Source organism: Embleya sp. NPDC020886 (assembly GCF_044333915.1).
GTDB lineage: Bacteria > Actinomycetota > Actinomycetes > Streptomycetales > Streptomycetaceae > Embleya.
In genome coordinates this window covers 91435-106127 of sequence record NZ_JBIRRX010000013.1, presented here as the reverse complement: position 1 = coordinate 106127, position 14693 = coordinate 91435, and the positions used below count along the sequence as shown (strand labels likewise).

At 71.6% G+C, this 14693-nt stretch carries 12 protein-coding genes; 4 read left to right on the top strand and 8 right to left on the bottom strand.

The window, feature by feature from the left end:
• Window positions 1-501 precede the first annotated feature (501 nt).
• The 3 genes from ACH4U8_RS34910 to ACH4U8_RS34900 form a co-directional block, all read right to left on the bottom strand.
• Entirely contained in the window at window positions 502-1428 is a 927-nt protein-coding gene (locus ACH4U8_RS34910) for an NAD(P)-dependent oxidoreductase (protein WP_395782486.1), read from the bottom strand.
• 228 nt (window positions 1429-1656) lie between these two features.
• The gene (locus ACH4U8_RS34905) at window positions 1657-2385 is read right to left on the bottom strand and encodes a Type 1 glutamine amidotransferase-like domain-containing protein (protein WP_395782420.1); all 729 of its coding nucleotides are present in this window, start codon (window positions 2383-2385) and stop codon (window positions 1657-1659) included.
• 40 nt (window positions 2386-2425) lie between these two features.
• The gene (locus ACH4U8_RS34900; protein ID WP_395782419.1) at window positions 2426-3145 is read right to left on the bottom strand and encodes a DNA alkylation repair protein; all 720 of its coding nucleotides are present in this window, start codon (window positions 3143-3145) and stop codon (window positions 2426-2428) included.
• A gap of 148 nt (window positions 3146-3293) precedes the next feature.
• On the opposite strand from ACH4U8_RS34900, the gene ACH4U8_RS34895 reads away from it, so the two are divergent.
• A complete protein-coding gene (locus ACH4U8_RS34895) occupies window positions 3294-4274 on the top strand; it encodes a zinc-binding dehydrogenase (protein ID WP_379989506.1) in 981 nt (326 codons plus the stop codon).
• A gap of 852 nt (window positions 4275-5126) precedes the next feature.
• Here the strand turns inward: ACH4U8_RS34895 and ACH4U8_RS34890 are convergent.
• Window positions 5127-6227, bottom strand: a complete 1101-nt coding sequence (locus ACH4U8_RS34890) for an FAD-dependent monooxygenase (RefSeq protein WP_360309434.1) — start codon at window positions 6225-6227, stop codon at window positions 5127-5129.
• A 154-nt stretch (window positions 6228-6381) separates the two neighbouring features.
• Here ACH4U8_RS34890 and ACH4U8_RS34885 point away from each other — a divergent pair, with 154 nt between their 5' ends.
• Window positions 6382-7374 (top strand): DUF5996 family protein, encoded by a 993-nt coding sequence (locus tag ACH4U8_RS34885; protein WP_379989505.1) that lies wholly within the window; start codon window positions 6382-6384, stop codon window positions 7372-7374.
• A 25-nt stretch (window positions 7375-7399) separates the two neighbouring features.
• On the opposite strand, the gene ACH4U8_RS34880 is transcribed toward ACH4U8_RS34885, so the two are convergent.
• Both ACH4U8_RS34880 and ACH4U8_RS34875 read right to left on the bottom strand, forming a co-directional pair.
• Complete coding sequence (locus ACH4U8_RS34880) at window positions 7400-8833, bottom strand: amino acid permease (protein WP_395782418.1); 1434 nt, start codon at window positions 8831-8833, stop codon at window positions 7400-7402.
• Between the two features lie 192 nt (window positions 8834-9025).
• Entirely contained in the window at window positions 9026-9808 is a 783-nt protein-coding gene (locus ACH4U8_RS34875) for an enoyl-CoA hydratase-related protein (RefSeq protein ID WP_360309440.1), read from the bottom strand.
• Between the two features lie 257 nt (window positions 9809-10065).
• On the opposite strand from ACH4U8_RS34875, the gene ACH4U8_RS34870 reads away from it, so the two are divergent.
• Both ACH4U8_RS34870 and ACH4U8_RS34865 read left to right on the top strand, forming a co-directional pair.
• On the top strand, window positions 10066-10575 hold the full coding sequence (locus ACH4U8_RS34870) for an inorganic diphosphatase (RefSeq protein ID WP_379989504.1): 510 nt from the start codon (window positions 10066-10068) through the stop codon (window positions 10573-10575).
• Window positions 10576-10783: 208 nt separating this feature from the next.
• Window positions 10784-11443 (top strand): HAD family hydrolase, encoded by a 660-nt coding sequence (locus tag ACH4U8_RS34865; RefSeq protein ID WP_379989503.1) that lies wholly within the window; start codon window positions 10784-10786, stop codon window positions 11441-11443.
• Window positions 11444-11521: 78 nt separating this feature from the next.
• Here the strand turns inward: ACH4U8_RS34865 and ACH4U8_RS34860 are convergent, their stop codons facing one another.
• Complete coding sequence (locus tag ACH4U8_RS34860; RefSeq protein ID WP_395782417.1) at window positions 11522-13114, bottom strand: amidohydrolase; 1593 nt, start codon at window positions 13112-13114, stop codon at window positions 11522-11524.
• Entirely contained in the window at window positions 13111-14676 is a 1566-nt protein-coding gene (locus ACH4U8_RS34855) for an APC family permease (RefSeq protein WP_395782416.1), read from the bottom strand. Before ACH4U8_RS34855 ends, ACH4U8_RS34860 begins: the two co-directional genes overlap by 4 nt.
• Between the last annotated feature and the right edge of the window lie 17 nt (window positions 14677-14693).

Here is a 14693-nt window from a genome sequence, read left to right as displayed (position 1 = left end):
CCCGGCCGCCGGTGACCCCGGGACCGGCTCGATCTCCGCCGGTCCACGCCGACCGTTTAGCACTGAGCCTCCCGCCGCCGACCAAGACGCGACCGCCGGCCGCGAACACCCGACCAACCCGGGAAGGCTCCCCGGCGGACCCGACGAAAGCACCCTCCCGCTCCGCCGTTGCCGGCGCCTTTCCGGCAAGCAACGCCCGTGTCTCGCCGGGTAGTCCAAGGCTCCCGGCCGCCGGTGACCACGGGACCGGGCCCACCTCCACCAGCCCACGCCGACCGTTTGGCACAAGGCCACCCGTGCCCGACCCGACCAAGACGCACCGCACCTCGAAAGCACCCGGCCCATTCGAAAGGCTTCCCGGCGAAGCCGAAAAGCACCGGCCCGCCCGCCGCGCCTCGCCGCCCTCGCTGCGCGCCGCCCCCTCCCCACTCCCTCTCGCCCCCTCCCCATTGCCTCCCGCCCCCACCTGCTCTCCTCCCCGCGCCCTGTTCCCGACTCGGCTTATGGGTTGCGGATGGTTTTGATGGTGGCGGTGAAGGCGTTGGGGCCGTGGCCTCGGGCGATGGTGCGGGTGGTGAGGTCTTTGACGGCTTCCAGGACCCCGACGTCGAGGCCGCGGGTTTTGGCGGCGGTGAGGATGTGGTCGATGCCTGCGGCTTCCATGGTCAGGTTGCCCTGGTCGCCGGGGTGGGTGTCGGTGTCGATGGCGGTGGCCATGGCGGTCATGATGTTGGGCAGGATGCCGAAGATGATGTTGGCGAACGGCAGGAACTCGGCTGCCGACACCCCGTCCGCGCCGACCAGACCGAAGGCGTGGGTCAGGCCGGCCATCGAGGTGTAGAAGAAGTCCAGCATGCCGAGGTCGTAGACGGCGGCCAGGCCGTGATCCTCGCCCAGGAACGGCGTGTTCGGGCCGAACGCCCGCAGCGTCGCCCCGTGGGCCTCGAACGCGGGGCGTGAACCGCTGTAGAGCACAAAGCCGTTGGCGGTGCCCACGACCGGAGTGGGCACCATGATCGCGCCGTCGAGGTAGGGGATGTCCCGCGCCGCGGCCCAGGCGGCGGCCTCCCGAGCGCGCTCGGGGGTGTCCGAGGTCAGGTTGACCAGTGTGCGGCCGGCCCACGGGTCGGCGTCGGCGGTGGATCCGACGTCGGCCAGGAGCGTGTTCGCGATGTCGTAGTCGGTTACGCACACCACCACCAGCGCACTCGCGGCGACCGCCTCGGTGGGCGAGTCGGCGCGGGTGGCGCCGCGGGCGACCAGGGCGTCCGCGCGGGCCGGAGAGCGGTTCCAGACCGTGACGCGGTGGCCGGCGGCAAGGAGCGCGTCGGCCAGCGCGGTGCCCATTGCACCCAGACCGAGGACGGACACGGAGGTATCGGGGGCATCGGGCCGATGAGGGGAAGCAGGCGTGTCGGAAGCGGGCATGTCGAAGGCAGGCATGTCGAACTCGTTCCATCGCGGTGGTGGGAGCGCGAGGCGGGTTGCCCGGGGTCAGGCCCGTCGGGGGTGTTCGGCTCGCGGTATCGATGCTGCTCCTGCGCTGCATTCCGCTCAAGTACCTACCTGAAATTCAGGTACCAGAAGATTGGTAAGTATCCAGGTCAAAGGCCAGGCGACACTCGGGTGAGATCACAGGTCACGTCACGGGCCAAGTCACAACCGGACCATCGGCAACGCGGACTCCCGCACGCCATCCACCCCATCCACCCCATCCACCCCGCCCACCCCGGGCTCGACCCGGTATGCCTGTGCCTCCGCTCGTTCGGCGACGAAACCGTGCACCCTGCCGTCGACGAGGTGGATCGCGGCGCCGTCGTCCAGGGCGTAGCCGGGTGCCAAGACGCCTGCCTCGATCGCCGCGTGGTACGCCGGACGGCGACCCGCCTCGCCGTCGTAGTGGGGGCAGACGCTGCCCGCGGCCCAGCCCAGGCCGTCCGCGAGGGGGCGGAGTTCCGGGCCGAACGAGTCGGTGATGCCGCCCTCGAACCAGCACAGTGCGCCCGCGCTCAGGCCGCATACCACCAGGTCTCCCGCAGCGGCCCGCGCCGCGAGCGCGACGTCGAGGCCGTGCAGGCGCCACAGTGCGAGCAGGTTGGCGGTGGAACCGCCGCCCACGTAGATCACGTCCTGCTCGGCGAGCATGTCCGCGAGGTCGACGCCGGTGCGCTGGAACAGGCTCAACTCGCCTGTCTTGCAGTCCAGTTGTCCGAACGCGCGGAGGAATCGGTCCACGTAGCCGGCCGAGTCGCCGGAGGCGGTCGGTATGAAGCACACGCGCGGGTGGGGCCGACCGGCGAGGTCGAGTACGTATCGGTCCAGGGCGGAGGGGCCTTCGTTCATCGAGAAGCCGCCGCCGCCCATGGCCACCAGGTGAGTCGTCATCGACACATCCTGCCGTGCCGCCCACCGCGGGCGGCACACATCAACCGGCGGCGCGCAACCGGTCCGCGTCGGCGGCGGGAAGTCGGCGGATCGCCTCGCGGAAGGTCACTCCGGACATCCGGGCCCGATGCGCGGTGGTCCAGGCGATCACGTAGGCCGGGTCCCGCCTGGCGATCTCCCGCAGCAGCCAGCCGATCGCCTTGCGGATGAAGAACTCCCGCTCGTCCAGCATCGCGTCCGCGTAGCGGTCGAAGCGGACCAGGTCGGGGTCGCCCGCGCGGATGCCCGGGAGCAGGCTGAGCAGGGCCGCGCGGCGTAGCCAGAAGTCCTCGTCGCCGGCCCACGCGTCGGCGGTGCCGAAGTCCGCGGGCGTCCGGCCCATCAGCACTCCGGCGACCTTCTCCGCGAGGACGTCCACATACACCCAGCCCGCCGCGTCCCGGATCAGTCGCGCGACGAGTGGCAGGTCCGCGCGGGTGAGTACCCGCACGTGGATGCGCATCAACTCGATCGCGGCGAACCGGCTCTCGTGCACGGGTCGGGACCACAACGCGGCGATCAGGGCCAGGAGTTCGGGATGGGACGGCTCCGGGCAGGCGCGCGCCGCCGAGGTCACCGCCTTGCGCAGTACCGGGACGGTGACGCCGAGGAAGGTCAGATCGCTCTTCAGGTACGCCTTTTCCGCCTCGGCGCGCTCCGGTGTGCCCAGTGCGGCGAGGGTGGTGACGAGTGTGGCGGCGGCTTCCTCGGCGTCGAACATGGGCCCACGGTACGGCGCGGGAGGCTGCGGGGGTCGGAGCCGGTCGTCGTGTTGTCGGGTGTGGCGCTTGACATGAAGTTAACTTGAGGTTCGAGACTGGCGCCCGTGTTTGTGGTTCCTTCTGTTTCGCCAAACTCCGGAGTGTTCGATGCGCGCGATTCGCCTGAATGAGTTCGGCCCGGCCGAGAACCTGCGATACGAGGAGGTGGCGACTCCGGAGCCCGGGCCCGGGGAGGTACGGATCGCGGTTGCCGCGGCGGGAGTTCACCTACTCGATGTGATGTTGCGCGCGGGTGAGGGGATGGGCCCGTTCCCGAAGCCGGAGTTGCCCGCAACGCTCGGCCGTGAAGTGGCCGGTACGGTGGACGCGGTCGGCGTCGGGGTGGACCCGGTCCTGGTGGGTCGGCGGGTGGTGGCACATCTGGGCAACCGCGGTGGCGGCTATGCGGAGTTCGCGATCATCGACGATCAGGCGCTGCTGATGTTGCCGGACGGGCTGCCCGCCGAGATCGCGGTGTCGATGGTGGGCACCGGGCGTACCGCGCTGGCCATCCTGGAGGTGGCCGGGATCACCGCCGACGACATCGTGCTGATCCCCGCCGCGGCGGGCGGCCTGGGCACGCTGCTGGTCCAGGCGGCCCGACGCGTCGGCGCGGTGGTGGTGGGGGCGGCCGGCGGCGCGGCCAAGGTCGAGGCGGTCCGCGCGTCGGGCGCCGATCTCGCGGTGGACTACACCGTCGCCGACTGGGCCGACCGGGTCCGCGAGGAACTCGCCGGGCGGTCGGTGACGGTGGTCCTGGAGAGCGTCGGCGGCGATATCGGGCGGGACGCGCTGGAACTTCTTGGCCGAGGCGGACGATTGGTGACGTTCGGCTGGTCCTCCGGCACGGCCATCCCCGATCTGGCCGAGGCCGCGGCCGATGCCGGGGTGACGGTGGAGAACCCGCTGGGTCCGCGGATGATGAACCGGCCGGGCGGCATCAAGGCCCTCGCCGAAGCCGCACTCGCCGCTGCCGCGGCCAACGAACTCCGCCCCGCCACAACGACCTTCGCCCTCCCCGACGCGGCAGCCGCCCACACGGCACTCGCCACCCGGAAAACCATGGGCAAGGTCGTCCTGGTCCCATGAGCGCGGTACGCCCGGCACACGCGTCGGGGTGACGCGCGCTCAACCTGTGGACGTCGCGTCGCCCGGTGGTCGCGCGGATCGACCCCCGCCACTCGACCAGGCTGCCCCACCCGTCCCGGTGGGGCGGCTCGGCCCGGCAGCCGGCCGCTCGTCCACTACGCGGCCGGGTGGGAGCCACAAGGGGCGGCCCGTTGCCCGTCCGCCAGGTGGGAGTGGGCCGCCCGCCGGACCGGCCCGGTGCGGGTGGAGCACGCGGTCGGGTGGGTGTGGCAGAGGGTGGCCGGTTGCCCGCCCATCGCGCGGCCGGGGGTGGGGCCGGTCGCGCGGCACCGGGTCGCTCCTTCGCCACGAAGCCCGGGTGCGTGGTCGTAAGGCGCACGACTGTGGCGCGCACGTCGTCCGGTGGGAGGTGCAGCGACGCGCACGCGGTCGGATGGGTATGGCAGAGGGCGGCCGGTTGCCCGCTCACCGCGCGGCCGGGGGTGGGGCCGGTCGCGCGGCACCGGGTCGCTCCTTCGCCACGAAGCCCGGGTGCGTGGTCGTAGGGCGCACGACTGCGGCGTGCACGCAGCCCGGCGGCAGTTGCGGCGATACGTCCGTGGCCCGCACATGGCAAGTGATCGGCGACGGCGACGCGATGCTCGCCGTCGCCCATGTCACCCGCGCTGATCTGCCCCCGCCGCCCCATCCGGGAGCCCCGGGCCGGCGCCTCGACTTCCCGGCGCGGGACCTACCCCGGGCCGGCCCGGCCCCGGCCCGGCCCACCCCCGCCGCCCACCCCCACCAACTCGCCCGCCCGCGTCCTGCCGTAGGTGCCGGCAGCCTCGTCGGGCGTGTTTCGGGGTGGGTCGGTCAGTGTGCGGTCGGAGCCTCGGGGTTGGGGGGTGTCGGGTCGGGGGGCGTCATGGCGGCGCGGCGTAGTTCCTCGTAGTGGGTGAGGGCTGCGATCGGGTCGGTGTGGAGGGCCAGTTCCTGGGCCAGGACGCGGGCGTCCAGGATGGCCTGGGAGGCGCCGTCGGTGCCGGTCGGGGACGTGGCGTGGGCCGCGTCGCCGAGAAGGGTCACCCGGCCGTCGGACCAGCTCGGCAGGGGATCGCGATCGACCGTCGGGTACTCGTACGCGACGTCCGCGTCGGCGATCAGCGCCGGTATGTCCAGCCAGTCGAATTCCCAGTCCGCGAAGTGGGCCAGGATCGTGTCGAGTTCGGCCGGCCGTTCCCAGTCGCCGAGCTCGACCGGGGGCCCCGGGTGCGGGAGTTCGGCGAGCCAGTTCAGGAGTGCGGGGCGGTCGCCCTCGGCGGCCCGCAGCGGCTGGGCGACGAACGTGCGATCGCCGTCGCCCACCAGGATCGTGCTGTGGCCGGTGAGCAGCGCCGGCGAGGGCGATACGCCGCGCCACAGCACTCGGCCGTGCCGGGCGGGCGGTCCTTCGCTCGGGTACATCAGTGCGCGACCCGCCGAGTCGATGCCGTCGGCGGCGATCAGGATGTCGGCCTCGTCCGTGACGGTGTTGCCCGCCAGGTCGGTGAACTCGACGGTGACGCCCTCCGCGGTCTGCGCGTATCCGCTCAGCCGCAGGCCCGTACGCAGCGACTCGGCGCCCAGCCAGGCCAGTTGAGCGCGCAGCAGCAACATCTGCAACTCGCCCCGGTGTACCGAGAACTGCGGCCACGCGTGGCCGGCGGCGAGACCGCGCGGCTCGACGTGGACGCGCCGGCCGTCGCCGTCGTGGCGGACCCACTCGTCGATGGCCACCGAGATCTCGGCGACGTCGTCGTACAGGCCCAGTGCGGTCAGATCGCGGACCGCATACGGCAGCAGATCGATACCGACACCGAGCGGGCGGATTTCCGGGACCGCCTCGTACACGGTCACGTCGGTGATACCCGCCGTGTGCAGACTCAGGGCTGTGGCCAGCCCACCGATGCCGGCTCCGGCGACGACAACGCGCACGAGTGCCCCTGTACAGGTGGTTGGGATGTTGTCGCACGCAGGGTACGCTCCGGCCGCGTTCACCCGTTCGGGGGGTGGCGCACAATCGCCCGAACCGGCTCGGACGGCGGAGCAAAACGGGGCGGATGGGATGTCGGGGCGCGAGAATCGGCGCATGGCCTTCCCTTCGAACGACCGCACCCGGGCCACCGCGCCCGCCGACCCGCCTCGACTTCCCGAACTCCCGTACCACGCGTGGGTGGACACTCTCGACACGCTGCATCTGTTCGCCCAGATCGTCGGCAAGGTCAAGCTCGCCGCGAGCCACCCGCAGAACCACTGGTGGAACATCACCTTCACGGTGGACGCCCGAGGCTTCACCACCCGCCGGATCACCGTCGCCGACATCGCGTTCGATATCGCGTTCGACTTCATCGACCACCGTGTGGTGTTTCGTACCGATCGTGGCGACGTGCGCGAGATCGCGCTCGTGGACGGGTTGAGCGTGACCGAGTTCGACGTCGCGGTGCACGGGACGCTCGCCGACCTGGGCATCGACGTGCCGTTGCTGGAGCGGCCGTTCGGGGTCCCGCATCTGACCACGCCGTTTCGCGAGGACACCACGCACGCGAGTTATCAGGCCGAGTACGCGCAGCGCTTCTGGCGGATCCTGACCTGGTCGGCGGACGTGTTCGACGAGTTCATGGGCTGGTTCGACGGCAAGACCTCACCCGTACAACTGTTCTGGCACTCGTTCGACCTCGCCCTGACCCGGTTCTCCGGCAAGCGGGTGGAGCCGCCGTTGAGCGGCGTGGACCCGGTGACCGCCGAGGCGTACTCGCACGAGGTGATCTCGTTCGGCTTCTGGGCCGGTGACCCGAACGTCACCCACCCGGCCTACTACTCCTACGCCGCGCCCAAGCCGGACGGCGTCGAGAAGCAGCCGCTGTCGCCGCGCGAGGCGGTCTGGCTGCCGGACGGCTCGCGGTCGACGCTGGCGTACGACGTGGTCCGACTGGCCGAGGACCCGCGCCGCACCCTGCTGGGCTATCTCCAGTCCAACTTCGCCGCGAGCGCGACCCTGGCGGGCTGGCCGACCGAGGAGATGCGCTCCAACTGGTGCCCGAGCAGCGAGCAACTCCACGCCCTGGCACGCGCCGGGCTGTGAGTGCCCGGGTGGGCCGGGCGCCGGGTCAGAACCGGCCGCCCGCCCGCCTGCGCAGATCGCGCCGACGCGCCTCGCGGACCAGGGCGAAGCCCAGTACCACGGCCACCACGACCACCGAGGAGAGCAACTGAGGGCGCGCGTCCTGGTCGAACAACATCAGGATCGACACCGCGGCGAGGGCGAGCATCACGAACCAGGTCAGATACGGGAAGCCCCACATCCGCACCAGCAGCCGATCCGGGTCCTCGCGCTCGATCCGGCGGCGCAGCACCAGTTGCGATGCGGCGATGGCGAACCAGACGAAGAGCAACATCGCGCCGACCGAGTTCAGCAGGTGCTTGAACACCTGCTCCGGCCACCACACGTTGAGCAGCGCGGCCACGAAGCCGAACGCCGAGGAGGCCAGCACGGCGGAGCGCGGCACCCCGTTGCCCGCCACCCGGGACAGTTGCCGGGGTCCCTCGCCGCGCCGGGACAGCGAGAACGCCATCCGGGACGCGCCGTACAACATCGAGTTCAGCGCGGAGAGCAGCGCGGTGAACACGACCACGTCCATCACGTGCGCGGCGCCCGGGATGCCGATGTCCTCCAGCACGGAGACGTACGGGCTGCCGAGCCGGTCGGAATCCCACGGCAGCAGGGTGGCGATGATCGCCACCGAACCGATGTAGAAGAGCAGGATCCGCCACACCGCGGTGCGCACCGCGCGGGCCACGTTGCGGGCCGGATCGTTCGACTCGGCGGCGGCGATGGTGACGATCTCCAGGCCGCCGAAGGAGAAGGCGACCGCGAGCAGGCCGGTGATCACCCCGTCCCAACCGTTGGGCAGGAAGCCGCCGTTGCCGGTGAGGTTGCTCAGTCCGGGCGCGTCGACGTCCGGCAGCCAACCCACGATGGCCAGCACGCCGAGCACCAGGAAGCCGACGATGGCCAGGATCTTGACGGTGGCGAACCAGAACTCGGACTCGCCGAACGAGCGCACGGTGAGCAGGTTCGCGCCGGTGAACACGAGCATGATCACCAGCGAGAACACCCAGATCGGGATGCCCGGCACCCACCCGTGCGCGATCGCCGCCGCACCCGAGCCCTCGACCGCCAGCACGATGGTGACCATCCACCAGTACAGCCAGCCCACGGTGAAGCCGGCCCACCTGCCGAAGGCGGCTCCCGCGTACTCCGAGAACGAACCGCTGCGCGGTACGGCCGCCGCCATCTCGCCGAGCATCCGCATCACCAGCAACACCAGCACCGAGGCGAGCGCGTAGGAGATCAGGATGCCCGGTCCGGCGGTGTGGATGCCCGCGCCGGTGCTGACGAACAGCCCCGCCCCGATCGCGCCGCCGAGCGCGAGCATGGTCATGTGCCGAGGCTTGAGGGTGTGACCGAGGTGGTGGGCGCCCTCGGGGCCGGGGCCGCTGTCGGCGGCGCTGCCTGGGGTCTGTGCGGCTGGGCTGCTCATGGGTGGCGCTGATCCTGGGGACTGGAACGGTGGTGCGGAGCAGACAGTATTCCGCAGTCCCGGCCGGCTCCGGCAAATCGGGACAACTGATGAATGTTCGAGCCCGGAGGGAGAGCGGGTGGCCCGGTCCGAGGCCGCCGCCGGCCGGGCCCCACTCGGCCGGCCCCACCGGGCCTGCCCGCCCCCGCGACCTCAGCCCTCGCGGGCGTCGATCGCCGCGAAGTCGGGTTCGCGCCGCTCGGCGAACGCGGTGAGGGCCTCGATGTTGGCGGGCTTGCCGAGCAGCCGGCCGAAGGCCGCGTCCTCGCGTCGGCGGGCCCGGGCGACCTGGTCGCCGAGTCCCTCCAGGACCGCCCGCTTGCTCTCGATCAGCGACGGGATCGACTTGGCGGCCAGGACGCGGGCGTGCCGCATGGTCACGTCGAGCAGCTCGTCGGCCGGGCACACCTTGAACACCAGGCCCATCTCCAGGCACTCGGCGGCGCTGAGCCACTCGCTGCTCAGCAGTGCCCACATCGCGCGCTGCCGCCCGAGCAACTGCGGGAAGGTCACGCTGCTGCCCGCTTCCGGCGCGACCGCGAGCGAGGTGAACGGGCACTTCAGTCGTGCGGTGTCGGCCATGAAGGCGAGGTCGGCGAAGCCCAGGACGGTCGCGCCGATGCCCAGGCCGAGTCCGTTGACGGCGATCAGCAGCGGTTTGGGGAACGCCTGGAGCCGGTCGACCATGCCGCCGAAGCCGTGTTCGCCGCGGACCTTGGTCCCGCTGTTGTGCTGGGCCATCTCGATCAGGTCGGTGCCCGCCGAGAACGCCCGTCCGGCGCCGGTCAGTACGACCACGGCCACCGTCGGGTCGGCCGCCGCGTCGATCAGCGCCTCGGTGGTCGCGTCGTACAGCGCCTCGTTGAACGCGTTGAGCGCTTCGGGGCGGTCGAGGGTGATGGTCCTGACGCGGTCGGCGTCCTCGATCCGGATCACGGCTGCTCCTGGTGGGGTGCGTGGGGGTGGTGCGAGTGCGGGGCGGGCGTGCGGTGGGTCGACGGACAGGAAACCTTACTTAATTGACCGAGTCAAGGGTCGATGCGATCGGGTGGTCGCGAGGCGCCGATGGCCCGGTTGTCCCGTGCTTCACGTGCGTAACGGCCCGGTGACGTGGGAAAGTCCTCGACGGTACGTCAGGAATACGGAATGCCGCGCATATCGGGTCTTGATCCATAGGCCGTTAAGGAGCCGTCGTGGAGTTCGACGTCGTCGTGGAGATTCCCGCGGGCAGTCGGAACAAGTACGAGATGGACCGCCGCACGGGACGCATCAGGCTCGACCGCATGTTGTTCACGTCCACCGCCTATCCCGCCGACTACGGATTCGTGCATCGCACCCTGGGCGGCGACGGCGGCCCGCTCGACGTGCTCGTGTTGCTGGACGAGCCGACCTTTCCCGGCTGTGTGATTCGTTGTCGCACCGTCGGGATGTTCGTGATGAGCGACGAGAAGGGGCCGGACGAGAAGGTCCTGTGCGTGCCCGCTCGTGATCCGCGCAGACACGCGATACAGGACATCGGCGATGTACCGGCGTTCCAACTCAACGAGATCGCCCACTTCTTCGAGGTCTACAAGGACCTGGAACGCGGCAAGTCGGTGGAGGGTTCGCACTGGGAGGGTCGCGACGCCGCCGAGAAGGAGATCGTGGCGGCCTACGAAAGGCGCGAACTCGACGGCGGCGATTGGCCGTTCGAGGGTCGATGAGGTTCCGGGCGAGGCGCTGAACGGCTCGGGGTCGGGGCGTTCGAGCCGCCGAGGGCGTCGCCGAGCCGGACGGCGACCTCCTCGGCCGGCGCGTACGGGGTGACGTCGGTCCGAGGCGGCGACGCCGAGGCGTGCGCGCCACGTAGGCGGCGGCGTCCCGCTCGGGCGGGACCCGCTCCGGAAACCGGGGCCTCGTAGGCTGCCGGGTATGACGCTGACCGGGTTCGATCTGGTGATCTTCGATTGTGACGGCGTGCTCGTGGACAGTGAGCGGATCGCGGTGCGGGTGGACGCGCAGGTGTTCGGCGCGTTGGGCTGTGCGTTCACCGAGGCCGAGATCCTGGAACGGTTCGTCGGTTGCTCGCGCGAGCAGCACACGGCGCTGGTCGAGGCGCGCCTGGGCCGCCGGCTGGACCCGGACTGGCACGAGGAGTTCCGGCACCTGTACCGGGCCGCCTTCGACGCCGAACTCACCGCCGTGGACGGCATCGTCGCGGCGTTGGCCGAGGTGCCCCGGCCGTGGTGCGTCGCCTCGAACAGTTCGCGTGAGGCGGTCGAGCGCAACCTGAGGTTGGTCGGGCTGCACGGGCACTTCGAGGGCCGGGTGTTCAGCGCGAACGACGTGGCGCAGGGCAAGCCGGCGCCGGATCTGTTCCTGCACGCGGCCCGGGAGATGGGCGTCGATCCGGCCCGGTGCGCGGTGGTCGAGGACAGCGCCTACGGGGTGCGGGCGGCGCGGGCCGCCGGAATGCGGGCGTTCGGCTACATCGGCGGACTGACCACGGCGGAGCGGTTGGCGGATTCGGGCGCGGTGTTGTTCGACGACATGCGCGCCCTGCCGGAACTGCTGCGGGCGGCCGGGGCCTGAGCCCGCGCCGGGACCGCTCGGACCTCCCCGAGCCCGCGCCGGGCCCGCGCCGAGAGGCGACGCGGTCCCGGCGGGTGGTCAGGTCCGATGCACGATCCGCCCCGCCACCACCGTCGCGGTGACCGGCAGTTCCGGCAGGTCGTCCGGCGCGCAGGTGAGCGGATCGCCGCCGAACACGGTCAGGTCGGCCCGGTAGCCCACCGCGATCCGACCGGCCACCGTTTCCCGGCCCACCGAGTAGGCCGCCTCCGTGGTGTATCCGGCCAGTGCCCGCCGGGCCGAGATGCCGGCCGAGGCGCCGTACGCCGCGCGGTCGATCTCGCCCGCCGGGCGCCGTAGTTGCGCGCCGGCCAGGGTGCGCCGCGGGTCGAACGCGGCGACCGGCCAGTCCGAACCGAGCGCGACGTGGCCCCCGGCGGCCAGGATGTCCGCGTAGCGCCAGGCCCGTTCCGCCCGCTCCGGGCCGACCCGCCGGGACCAGTTGTCCGAGCCGTCGGGCAACGACCAGTCCATGTGGGTCGGCTGCATCGAGGCGACCACGTCGAGCGCGGCGAACCGCGGCACGTCCGCGTCGGCGAGCACCTCGGCGTGCTCGACCCGGTGCCGGGTGCCCGGCGGCGCACCGTGTTCGGCGTATACGTCCAGCGTCCGGGCCACCGCCCGGTCGCCGATCGCGTGGGTCCAGGCGGGCAACCCGGCGCGGCCGGCGATCGCGACCGCCTCGGCGTACCGGTCGAAGTCCTTCCACTGCGAGTGGTGCGACTGGCCGCAGCAGTCCGGCTCGTGCAGCCAGGCGCCGCCGCCGTCGATCGCGCCGTCGGCGAAGAACTTGACCGCGGCGAGTTCGACCGGTCCGTCCAGGGAACGCAGTTCGAGGATGCGCTCGGCGAGGTCGTCCACGTTGCCGGCCGGGCACCACGGGGCCAGGTGCACCCGCATGCTCAGCCGGCGCTCGTGGGTCAGCCCGGTCAGGGTGTCGACGGTGCGCGGCGCGTCGTCCGGGATGTGTATGCCGGTGATCCCACACCGGTTCTGCTCGGCGAACAACGCCTCGACCCGGGACAGGAGTTCGGCGCGCGGCATCGGCGGTACCGCCCGATAGCCCAGGAGGCACGCGGTCATCTCGTGCAACTCGCCGGTGGGGCCGCGCTCGTCGCAGACGATCTCGCTGTGGTCGGCGAACTCGCGCGGCCCGGTCAGCCCGGCGATCCGCAGCGCCGCCGTGCTCAGCAGCGCGGTGTGGCTGTCCGACATCCACACGAACGCCGGTCGCCCGCCCACGGCGGCGTCGATCAGGTCACGGTGCATCGTGTGGCCGGCGAACGCCGCGTACTCGCCACCGAATCCGATCACCCAGTCGTCGTCCCCGCACGGTGCGGCCTGCTCGGCGAGTCGGCGCAACACCTCGTCCAGGGTGACCGCGCCGACCAGGTCGGCGCCGCGGGTGGTGTCCGCGCCCATCACCGGGTGTTGGTGACAGTCGGTCAGCCCCGGGGTGACGGTGTCCCCGTTCGCCTCGATCACCTCGGTGCGCGGCCCGATCAGTGCCCGGGCGTCGGCGCCGAGCGCGACGATCCGCCCGTTGCGTGCGGCGATCGCGTCGGTGTCGGGTCGGTCTTCATCCATCGTCACCACGTGTGCGTCCAGCACGACGAGGTCGGCGGGCTTCATGCGTTGCTCCCTTGTGGAACCGAGGTCGGTGTGTCGGCGCCGCGATCGCCGAAACTCTCGCTCACCCGCACCTTGTCCTGCGGGCGGGCGAACAGCAGGTACAACACGCCGGTGGCGACCACCACCACGATGCCCAGCACGGCGGCCCAGACCTGGTAGGCGGGTGCGCCGGGCGGGGCGAGGATCTTGCGCGGCCAGGCGATGTTGACGAATTCGAAGGCCAGCCAGGCCACCGCGAGCACGTTCAGCGGGGTGCCCCAGCGGCCGAACCGGACCAGGCCGCCGGGCGTCCAGGTGCCGCGCAGCCGGGCGATCAGCGCGGCGAGCGCGATCAGCAGGAACTGGAGATACATCGCGGCGCTGCCGAAGGTGATCAGGCTGCCGATCGCGGCGCTGTTCAGGGCCAGCAGCAGGGCCAGGCAACTGATCGCGGCGGTGATCACCAGGGCGCCGATGGGTGCCTGTCGCCGGCTCACCACGCGCAGCGCGCGCGAGCCGGGCAATACGCCGTCCCGGGAGACCGAGTAGACCGAGCGGGCGGCGGCGGCCTGCGAGGCGAGCGCGCACGCGATGAACGCGATGATCACCACGACCACGAAGGGCTTGGCCGACCACGAGCCGAACGAGTTCACCACGGCGGTGGTGACCGGGTCGAGGTCCTCGCCGGCGACCACCCTGGCCGGGTCGGGGTGGGCCAACTCGGCGGCGACCGCGTTCAGCACGACCAGTCCGCCGACGCTGATCAGCGTCCACCAGATTGCCTTGGGCACCTGTCGGGCCGCGTCCTTGGTCTCCTCGGACGAGGACACGCACGCGTCGAAGCCGAAGAACGCCCAGCCGCCGACCGCGAGCGCGGCCGGCAGGGCGGAGAAGGTCGAGCCCCCGGAGAGTGCCTCGGCGCCCATCGTGTCGGTGAGGATGCCGAAGCCGTTCTCCCGGAAGACCAACAGCAGCGCCAGCCCCACCCCGAGCGAGGCCAGCGCCTCGGCCGCGATGCCGGCCGCGAGCACCCAGCGCAGCACGTCGATGCCGAACGCGTTGATCGCGGTACAACACATCAGGAAGATCGCGGCCACCACGACGATCCGCCCCGGCGTGGGCTCGGCGTCGAACAGCGCGAAGAACCACGGTGCGCCCAGATAGACGATCGTGGTGTTGGCGAACACGACCGCGCACATGCCCACCCAGCCGGCGAGCCAGGCATACGTGGGGCCGACCAGGCGGCGGGCCCACTGGTAGGCGCCGCCGGCGATCGGGTACTGCGAGGCCAGCTCGGAGTACACGCACATCAGCAGCGCCTGGCCGAGCAGACAGATCGGCAGCACCCACACCCAGGCCGGGCCGGCGATGGTGGTGCCCACCTGCGCGACGGCGTACAGGCCCACGACGGGGGAGACGGTCGCAAAGCCGATGGCGAGGTTGCCCAGCACGCCGAGGCTGCGCTTGAGCTCCTGCTCGTAGCCCAACTCGCCGAGTTGTTCGGCGTCGTGATCGACCGGCCGGCTCGATGCGGGCGGCACCGACGCGGCGGGCGTCGGTGGGCGAGAAGTGCCGTGGTTCATCGGGACCTCGCAACGGG

Bases quoted from the DNA above. Each gene is read 5' to 3' on its own strand.
- ACH4U8_RS34910 (WP_395782486.1), bottom strand. From the start codon at position 1,428: ATGCCCGCTTCCGACACGCCTGCTTCCCCTCATCGGCCCGATGCCCCC.
- ACH4U8_RS34905 (WP_395782420.1), bottom strand. From the start codon at position 2,385: ATGACGACTCACCTGGTGGCCATGGGCGGCGGCGGCTTCTCGATGAAC.
- ACH4U8_RS34900 (WP_395782419.1), bottom strand. From the start codon at position 3,145: ATGTTCGACGCCGAGGAAGCCGCCGCCACACTCGTCACCACCCTCGCC.
- ACH4U8_RS34895 (WP_379989506.1), top strand. From the start codon at position 3,294: ATGCGCGCGATTCGCCTGAATGAGTTCGGCCCGGCCGAGAACCTGCGA.
- ACH4U8_RS34885 (WP_379989505.1), top strand. From the start codon at position 6,382: ATGGCCTTCCCTTCGAACGACCGCACCCGGGCCACCGCGCCCGCCGAC.
- ACH4U8_RS34880 (WP_395782418.1), bottom strand. From the start codon at position 8,833: ATGAGCAGCCCAGCCGCACAGACCCCAGGCAGCGCCGCCGACAGCGGC.
- ACH4U8_RS34865 (WP_379989503.1), top strand. From the start codon at position 10,784: ATGACGCTGACCGGGTTCGATCTGGTGATCTTCGATTGTGACGGCGTG.
- ACH4U8_RS34860 (WP_395782417.1), bottom strand. From the start codon at position 13,114: ATGAAGCCCGCCGACCTCGTCGTGCTGGACGCACACGTGGTGACGATG.
- ACH4U8_RS34855 (WP_395782416.1), bottom strand. From the start codon at position 14,676: ATGAACCACGGCACTTCTCGCCCACCGACGCCCGCCGCGTCGGTGCCG.